Below are 5,760 nucleotides of genomic sequence, written 5' to 3'. Positions count from 1 at the left end.
GGCGAGAGGTTCTCCACCGTCAAACCCGCCTGAGCGACGCCGACGGCCGCCCTCCCCCACGCGGGGACGGGCGGCCGTGGTGTGTCCGGAGGAGGGGCGGGCTCAGCCGCCCGGCTCGATGGTGATCTGGTCGACCAGGACCGCGCCGGAAGGCACCGTGAGGGTCACCGTGTTCGGCCCGGCCTGGAACTGCGGCAGTATCCAGGTGCTGTACCAGGCGGAGGTCTGGTCCTTGGGCTGCGGCCCGTAGATCCTGTACGTCACCCCGCTCGGCCAGTCCTTGCCGTTCACCGCGGCCGAGCCCTTGAACTCCGCGCCCGAGTAGTTGTAGTGCACGGTCAGCTTGTACGACCCGGCGGTGGCGATCTCGCCGGTCCAGGTCACCGAGCCGCCCGGCTGGAGCGTCAGGTAGCTGCCGTCGGCCGACTTGGCGCCCTTGACGGTGTTGCCGGAGGGCGCGTTCTGCCCCTGGAGCTGGCCGGCGTCCACGGTCGTCGGTCCGGAGACCGGGGTGGCGCTCGCCGAGGGGGAGCCGCTGGCGGTCGTGGCGGTCGGCCCCGGGGTGGTGGTGGCCGGCGGGGCGGTGGTGGCGGTGCCGCCCTTGCCGGTCTTGTTGTCGTCCGGGTCCCCGGTGGAGAGGGCTATGCCCGCCCCGATCGCTATCGCCGCGACCACGGCCACCGCGCCGATCACCGCGCCCTTGCTCCGGCCGCTGCTGCGCGGCTCCTCCCCCGGCTGCGGCCGGGAGTGCTCGGCGTAGCGGGTCTGCTGGGTGGGCGCCGCACCGTACTCGGGCTGCTGCGGCGGGCCGGGCTGACCGTACGGGGCCTGCGGCTGGCCGCCCGGGTACTGCGGCGGCATGCCCTGCTGGCCGTACGGCTGCTGCTGTTGCTGCTGTGCCCGCGGCGGGTAGCCGTACTGGGCGCGCCCGACCTCCATCGGGCGGCTGTACGGCGTGCGCGGGACCCCCTGCTGCGGCTCGGCCGGCTGCCCGGTGGAACCGTCGGCCGGGCGGTAGAGGTAGCCGAACGGGTCGTCGTCCTGCGGGGCACCGCCCCCCTGGCCCTCGGGCACTCCGTTGCTGCCGGCGGTCGTCACGGTGGTCTGCTCCCCCATCCGGTGCGCCGCCTGCTGCGGGCGGCGCAGATCATGGACGCTGTCGTACCGGGAACCCTACCTGCCGTATGTGACGGCGGGAAAAGAACCCTTGACAACTCACGGGTAACCGGGACCGACCAGGGCCGGCCCGGGCCCGCGGGGGCCGCCGCCGGCTCAGCCCGCGCGCCGGTGCGAGCGCTCGCCGCGCGCCCCGCGCACCGCCCCGCCCCGGGCCCGCTTCTCGTCGTACATCCGCTCGTCCGCGGTCTGCAGCACCTCCTCGATGCTCATCCCGCAGCCGGCCCAGCCGACGCCGAGGCTCACCCCCACCCGCATCGCCCGTCCGTCGATCCGCATCGGCGGGATGATCGCGCCCCGCAGCCGGTGGGCGAGGTCCTTGGCCTCCTCGCGGCCGATCCCGTCCGCCAGCACCACGAACTCGTCGCCGCCGAGCCGGGCCACCGTGTCGCCGTCCCGGACGGCCTGGCTCAGCCGCCGGGCGACCTCGACCAGCACCGCGTCGCCCGCGTTGTGGCCGAACCGGTCGTTGATCGACTTGAAGCCGTCCAGGTCGCAGAAGAGCACCGCGAGCCCCTTGTCCACCGCCGCCGCGGTGCCCGAGCGGAACGGCGCCGACCAGGCCTCGCCGCCCGGCCCGTACTCGGCCGGGACCACCGCGTGCACGTGCTCCCCGAAGCCCGGGCCGAGCCCGCCCGGCAGCCCCTCGGGCAGGCCGTAGCCGTGCGCCGGCCCGGCGTACCGGTCCGCGCCCTCCAGCCCGTCGTGCGCCGCGTGCGCGCTGTAGGAGTCGGCCGGGTAGCCGTACGGCTGCGGGTAGGCCACCTCGACCTGCCCGCCGGTGGCGCCGACCGGCTGCGGCTGGGCGCAGAGCCGGCGGGCCAGCCGGGCCTTGAGCTCGGCGCCGTTCGGCAGCCCGGTCAGGGCGTCGTGGCTGGCCCGGTGGGCGAGCTGGAACTCGTGCCGCTTGCGGTCCTCGATGTCCTCGACGTGGGTGAGCAGGAAGCTCGGCCCCTCGGCCGCGTCCGCGACGATCGAGTTGCGCAGGCAGACCCACTGGTAGCCGCCGTCCCGCCGGGACAGCCGCAGCTCCGCGCGGCCGCTCTCGGCGCTGGTGCGCTCCAGCAGCGCCCGGTCCTCGGGGTGCACGAGGTCGGCGAAGCTCTGCTGGCGCAGCACCGCCCGGGGCCGGCCGAGCAGTCGGCAGAGCGCGTCGTTGACCCTGGTCAGCTGGCCGCGCCCGACGCCGTGCAGCTCGGTGATCGCCATCCCGCTGGGCGCGTACTCGAAGGCCTGGCGGAAGCTCTCCTCGCTGGCCCGCAGCGCCTGCTGCTCCTTCTCCAGGCGGGCCAGCGCGCGCTGCATCTCGGCCCGCAGCCGGGCGTTGCCGATCGCGATGGAGGCCTGCAGGGAGAACATCTCCAGCGCCTCACGGGTCCAGGCTCCGGGCCGCTTGCCGCTGCGCGGGCGGTCCACCGAGAGGACGCCGAGGAGGTCGCCGCCGGCGCTGTACATCGGGGCGAGCAGCCCGTCGGCGGGGTGCCAGTCGTTGGCGTACACCGGCAGCGGGCCGTCCCCGATCCAGCGCGGGATGTCGCTGGCGACGGCCCAGCCGCGGTCGTACGGCAGGAAGCGCAGGGTGCCCCAGTGGTCGCTGACGCCGAGCAGCCGGTCCCAGGACTCCCGGGAGCCGACCTGGCCGAGCAGGACGGAGGGGCCGCCCATCGGGCTCTCCTCCAGCTCCCAGACGGCCGCCACCACGAGGTCGCCGTCGGGCCGGACGAGGCTGACCGCGGCGGCGTCGAAGCCGAGCCCGTGCACCGCGCCCTCGACCACGGCCTGGAGCGTGCCAGCGAGGCTGCGGGCAGCGTTGAGGTCCGCCACGACCCGGTGCAAGGTGCGGAGGGTCGCGAGACGGACGTACGGCTCCGACTCGGCTTCCATGCGGGGGCTCCCCGGCTGCTTCGGATAGTTCTTGATTGGTTATCGTCCGATTGCCAGAAGAACTGAATCACAGGGAGCACAGCGCTCGGCACGCTCGGTCAGCAATAGGCCATCACTTGTGACTTAAATCACACGAGACTAATGCGCCCTTAATCAGTTCATCTGTCCCGTAGTGGGACATACAGCGCCATCGGAACTTTTCTGGTGGTCGACCGCATTGGCCGCCGACTGAAGCCGACTGCGCCCGCCAGTCCGGTCGCTTCACTCCTGAGGGTGAGTTCGGCCACCGGGCGTAACCCTTCGGCCGGACCGCCGGTCCTACGACCAAGGCCCGATGCCGTTCCTCCCAGGTGACGACTACCGTGCGGTACGTGTACCCGTCGCCGCAGCCCGAAGCTGCCCCCCACGCCACGCCCGACGAGTTCCGGGCTGCCCTCTCCCAGCTCGCCGCCGGCGTGAGCCTGGTGACCGTCCACGACCCGGAGGACGGCGAGGACGTCGGCATGACCGCCACGTCCTTCCTCTCGGTGTCGCTGGAGCCGCCGCTGGTGCTGATCTCGGTCCGCGAGGACTCCCGGATGGACGAGGTGCTCTCCCGGGTGGACACCTGGGCGGTCTCGGTGCTGACCGAGGGACAGAAGACGCTCGGCTCCCGGTTCGCCATGAAGGGCCGGCTCAGCGACCGGCTGCTGTTCGCGGACACCCCGCACCACCGCGGCCCGCGCACCGGCGCCCCGCTGGTCGACGGCGCGCTGGCCACCGTCGAGTGCCGCACCGAGCAGCGGATACCCGCCGGCGACCACACCCTGCTGCTCGGCCGCGTCCTGGAGGCCACGGTGCCCGACCCCGGCGGCCGCCCGCTGCTCTACTTCCGCGGCGGTTACCGCACCCTCGGCTGAGGGCCCGGCCGGCTACTCGCCGCCCCGCGGCGCCCGGCGGCCCCGCTTCAGCTCGGAGCGGTGCTTCTTGTTCTCCAGCCGCCGCTGGACCATCCCCCGGCTCGGCCTGGTCGCCCGCCGGGCCTTCGGCGGCGGCGCGCACGCCTCGGTCAGCAGCGCCGACAGCCGGGCCGCGGCCGCCTCCCGGTTGCGCCACTGCGAGCGGAACTCCGAGGCCTGGACCACCAGCACCCGGCCGTCCACCAGCCGGCCGGCCAGCCGCTCCAGCGCGCGCTCGCGCCACACCTCGGGCAGCGCCCTGGTCGAGGCCAGGTCGAAGCGCAACTCGGCCTTGGAGTCGGAGGTGTTGACGTGCTGGCCGCCGGGGCCGGAGGAACGCGAGAAGCGCCAGACGAGCTCGGCGTCGGGGACGACCACCGACCCCCGTACGCGGATGGGCTCGGACATGCGCCCATCATCCCGCGCCCGGCCCGTCCGGTCACCCGGATATCGGTACGCCCCCCGCTTCCGCACCCGGTTACCCCCGGGCGCCCCGAGCCCCGACAATGGCGTACGTGATCGAGCTCGGCTACTCCCTCTCCAACCGCTTCCCCGACCCCCCGCAGACGGACTACCGCACCGCGTCCGTGCACGCCCTGCGGTACGACCTGTTCTGCGGCGACGTCTACCTGGACGGCGAGGGCTCGGAACTGTCCACCGCCTGGGGCTGGGTGCCCGTGCTCGACTTCGCCTGGGCACTGTGCGACGTCGCCGAACTCCTGGACCGCGACCCGGACGGCGTCCGGGCCGCCCGGGTGCAGACCGCCGACCTCGACTTCACCCAGAACACCGAGCTGCTGCGCTTCGCCCGCCGCTTCAACTGGGTCGAGGTCACCGCCACCTGGCTGCCGGACGAGCCGCCGGTGGTGGTCCGCCACGGCGAGCTGCGGCGCGAGGCCCGGGACTTCCTCCAGGACACCCTGGCCGACCTCTTCGACATGCACCCCGACCTGGCCGACAACCCGAACATCTGGACGCTGCAGGGCCGGTTCCGGCGCATCTGACACGTCCTTTGCCCGGTCTTTGCCCTCCGTTGGGCGCCCACGAAGAATTCACGGCCCCTGCGGAACCAAGCCACCGCGGTATTGCGTTGTCCCGGGAAATAGCGAACGAAGCGAACGAAGGGACTGCAATCGTCATGCCAGTGAGCCTCTCCAAGGGTGGCAACGTCTCGCTGACCAAGGAGGCCCCCGGCCTGTCCGCGGTCACCGTCGGCCTGGGTTGGGACGTCCGCACCACGACCGGCGCCGAGTTCGACCTCGACGCCAGCGCGATCGTCCTGAACGCGGACGGCAAGGTGCTGTCCAACGGCCACTTCGTCTTCTTCAACAACACCAGCACGCCGGACAACACCGTCGTGCACACCGGTGACAACCGCACCGGCGAGGGCGCGGGCGACGACGAGTCGATCAACATCAACCTGGCCGGCCTGCCGGTCGAGGCCGCCAAGATCACCTTCCCGGTCACCATCTACGACGGCACCGCCCGCGGCCAGAACTTCGGCCAGGTCCGCAACGCCTACATCCGCGTGGTGAACGCGGCCGGCGGCGCCGAGATCGCCCGCTACGACCTCTCCGAGGACGCCGCCACCGAGACCGCGATGATCTTCGGCGAGCTCTACCGCAACAACGGGGAGTGGAAGTTCCGCGCCGTCGGCCAGGGCTACGCCTCCGGCCTGGCCGGCATCGCCCAGGACTTCGGCGTCCAGCTCTGACGCACCCGCGGACAACGCCGCGGCGCGGGAAGTCGGTCCGTCCGACTC

Annotated in this window: 6 protein-coding genes; 3 read left to right on the top strand and 3 right to left on the bottom strand. The window is 73.1% G+C overall.

Annotated elements, in window-relative coordinates; all coding sequences use genetic code 11:
• Nucleotides 1–102 precede the first annotated feature (102 nt).
• The gene (locus tag ACFU7Z_RS35040; RefSeq protein WP_380782033.1) at nucleotides 103–1,116 is read right to left on the bottom strand and encodes a hypothetical protein; all 1,014 of its coding nucleotides are present in this window, start codon (nucleotides 1,114–1,116) and stop codon (nucleotides 103–105) included.
• 156 nt (nucleotides 1,117–1,272) lie between these two features.
• Nucleotides 1,273–3,060: a diguanylate cyclase domain-containing protein gene (locus ACFU7Z_RS35035; protein WP_380745040.1), complete on the bottom strand. Its 1,788-nt coding sequence runs from the start codon at nucleotides 3,058–3,060 to the stop codon at nucleotides 1,273–1,275.
• 362 nt (nucleotides 3,061–3,422) lie between these two features.
• Between ACFU7Z_RS35035 and ACFU7Z_RS35030 the strand changes: the two genes are divergently transcribed.
• The gene (locus ACFU7Z_RS35030) at nucleotides 3,423–3,959 is read left to right on the top strand and encodes a flavin reductase family protein (protein WP_369808329.1); all 537 of its coding nucleotides are present in this window, start codon (nucleotides 3,423–3,425) and stop codon (nucleotides 3,957–3,959) included.
• 12 nt (nucleotides 3,960–3,971) lie between these two features.
• Here ACFU7Z_RS35030 and arfB read toward each other — a convergent pair whose 3' ends face one another.
• On the bottom strand, nucleotides 3,972–4,406 hold the full coding sequence (arfB, locus tag ACFU7Z_RS35025) for an alternative ribosome rescue aminoacyl-tRNA hydrolase ArfB (protein WP_049655169.1): 435 nt from the start codon (nucleotides 4,404–4,406) through the stop codon (nucleotides 3,972–3,974).
• 98 nt (nucleotides 4,407–4,504) lie between these two features.
• Here arfB and ACFU7Z_RS35020 point away from each other — a divergent pair, with 98 nt between their 5' ends.
• Nucleotides 4,505–5,002, top strand: a complete 498-nt coding sequence (locus ACFU7Z_RS35020) for a hypothetical protein (protein WP_369808326.1) — start codon at nucleotides 4,505–4,507, stop codon at nucleotides 5,000–5,002.
• Between the two features lie 134 nt (nucleotides 5,003–5,136).
• Entirely contained in the window at nucleotides 5,137–5,712 is a 576-nt protein-coding gene (locus ACFU7Z_RS35015) for a TerD family protein (RefSeq protein WP_049655167.1), read from the top strand.
• Nucleotides 5,713–5,760: the final 48 nt, after the last annotated feature.

The organism is Kitasatospora sp. NPDC057518 (assembly GCF_042802075.1).
Taxonomy (GTDB): Bacteria; Actinomycetota; Actinomycetes; order Streptomycetales; family Streptomycetaceae; genus Kitasatospora.
This window is presented reverse-complemented; position numbering and strand designations above follow the sequence as displayed.